Genomic DNA, 2,559 nt, shown 5'->3' with positions numbered 1-2,559 from the left:
GAAAGTTGATGAAATTAAAGCATTAATGAAAAATCCGCAAAAAGATACTGGTTTATTTAGCAATTATGTCGAATTTAGAGATAAAAATCTAATTTTTTCAAATTCTGGTGGAGTTTGCACTAGTAGTAAAGATAAAATAGAAAATTATTTTGCTAAAGGGTATCCCTATAAACGGGGAGTCAAACTTAGTTTTAGTGTTGATGGAGCATTAGAACTTGAAGTTGAGGCCGGTGGTGGCGAAGACTTATATGGAATATGCACTGATATAGACGAATTTAGTAATATGGCAACTGTAATTCCAATTACAAATAACTTTACGGGGTATTTAACGTTTAAAAAACCCGGAAGTGATATAAAGCCGGGTGATAAACTGCATTTTAACCAACACGGCGAGCTTGAAAAGGACACTACTGGGGGTGGTGATAAATCTGTTAATGCTATAGCACTTTCAAAAGTGCAAAAATTGACCGAAGAGTTGTATATTGGGCTTGTTAGTGTTTTTGGGAATAGAACTATAAAGGGGTAGTAAATTATGTCTGTGAAAGGCAAAGAGCAAGGCGAAGTTCTTGATGTTGGAGATAACCTACAATTAGATTCACAATCAGAATCCTATACTGCTCCTAGAGTTAAACGTCAAGCAAAACAAGTTGAAGAAGAACAAGTAAAAGATCCTTATTTTGACTCTGTCACAGAACTTGATGATATCCTTTTGAAATTCAAAAAATATTCAAAATCATTGAGTTCGATTGAAAATAAGGTTTTTGGTAGCTCAAACAGTTGTTTTCAATCTAAAAATGATCGAGTTAATACTTACGCTTTTGCATGTTCAAGTTTTACAGACAAAATAGAAGAATATTTTTATGATCCAAAAAATAGTTTTCCATACAAGCGTGGTGTAAAGCTTGTTCCAAAAGAAAACTCTATATATGTTGAGGCTAGTGCAGATACTGATATTTATGGAATATGTGTGGATGTATGTGAGTTCAGTTGTATTGCGTATGTTTTACCAATTACAAATAACTTTGAAGGGTACCTTGTCACAAAAAATCCAAATATAAAAGCAGGAGAAATATTAGATATTAATGATAAAGGAGTTATCATCAAGGCTACTGGTGAACGTCCAACTGTAATTAATGCTTATGCACTATCTGATTCATTTACAATCAATTTTTTGTCAGAAGATGAGGATTTAAAGCAAGCTCAAGCTAGAAGTTCCAAAGAAGATTATTCTATTAATTTGATAAAAGTTACAATTTTTGGCAATAGAGGCCTTGCAAAAGAAGTAGCTGCTCAAGATGTTTCAGTCGTAGGTGGATAAAAGGAGGTTATTGAATGGCAAATACAACTCAATTAGTAAAAGATTATGATGATAAAAGAAGTAAACTTGAAAAGTTTATGAAAAATCCTCAACATGATGTTGGTATTCTTAGTAATTCTTTAGAGTTTAGAGACAAAAACGTACAATTTTTTGCTTCTGGGGGTACTAGAACAAGTAAGTTTGACAAATTAGAAAATCATCCATTTTTGGGTTATCCATACAAGCGTGGAGTCAAAAGAGTTATTCAAGAAGAAAGAAATAATGAAGTTCATTATGAGCCTTATGTTGAGGCCGGTGGTGGCGAAGACTTATATGGAATATGTACTGATATAGATGAATTTAGCAAAACGGCTACTATTGTTCCAATTACAAATAACTTTGAGGGCTATTTAGTAGCAAAAGATTCTACACTTAAAGCAAAAGATAAGCTTGTTTTCAATAAAGAAGGTGAACTTGAAAAGGCTCCAGGAGCAATATCAAATAAAGCAACTATTAATGCAATAGCGTTGTCTGATACAGAGAAAATTAGCAATGATGTTTACTTAATAAAAGTAGCAGTATTTGGAAATAAGGCTATAAGTAAAAATTAATAATATTTAGGAGGATGTGAAATGGAATTATTTGATGAAAATTATTACGCAAAAGCAGTAGCAAATATTATAGGGGAAGTAAAAGATCCTATTATGTATAAATGGTTTTTACCCGAACAAATTGAGGATGTTGATCTACAAATGGGCTATCAAAGAACTATAAAATGGGACGCATTTCTTAATGCTAACCCCACAACAATTGCCAATGAAGTTAATACTATCTCAACTATTGGGTTTAGTTCTGAAGTGGTAAGACTTAATTATTTAAAACTACAATACAAGTTTAGGCATTTAAAGCAGGCTTCTGAAAAATTTTATACTTCAGATTCATATATTGGCGACATTAATAACAATTTGCTTCCTTTTGCTCAAGCTTATAAACTTGCTAGCAGTGAAATTATCAAACTTATTAATCACTTTGTGTTAACAGGGGCCGTTTCAATTCAAAAGGACGGAAAGAATCAAAAACGTTTACTCCCCAATATGTATGGACTGCTTAATATGCCGCAACAAGTAAAAGAAGAAGTTGGAAATGGTGATAAGGATAAAATGAATAAAATTTTTGAAAAGATTGAATCGGGGCTCTCTAAATTAGAACTGGGCGACGAATTTTCTACGCCCATGATGGTAATAGTTGACCCCGCAACTTCG

General features: G+C 32.7%; 4 protein-coding genes. All 4 read left to right on the top strand.

Annotated features, from left to right (window positions below; translation table 11 throughout):
- Positions 1–526 (top strand): DUF228 domain-containing protein (locus LRB30_RS05640; RefSeq protein WP_231020126.1); only part of this gene is annotated, 526 nt, incomplete at its 5' end.
- Between the two features lie 6 nt (positions 527–532).
- Positions 533–1,318 (top strand): DUF228 domain-containing protein, encoded by a 786-nt coding sequence (locus LRB30_RS05635; RefSeq protein WP_231020124.1) that lies wholly within the window; start codon positions 533–535, stop codon positions 1,316–1,318.
- Positions 1,319–1,332: 14 nt separating this feature from the next.
- Positions 1,333–1,908 (top strand): DUF228 domain-containing protein, encoded by a 576-nt coding sequence (locus tag LRB30_RS05630; RefSeq protein ID WP_231020122.1) that lies wholly within the window; start codon positions 1,333–1,335, stop codon positions 1,906–1,908.
- 21 nt (positions 1,909–1,929) lie between these two features.
- Positions 1,930–2,559: hypothetical protein (locus LRB30_RS05625; RefSeq protein WP_231020120.1), on the top strand; the 630-nt coding region annotated here is incomplete at its 3' end.

The sequence above is a fragment of the Borreliella americana genome, assembly GCF_021043605.1.
GTDB classification, from domain to species: domain Bacteria; phylum Spirochaetota; class Spirochaetia; order Borreliales; family Borreliaceae; genus Borreliella; species Borreliella americana.
This window is presented reverse-complemented; position numbering and strand designations above follow the sequence as displayed.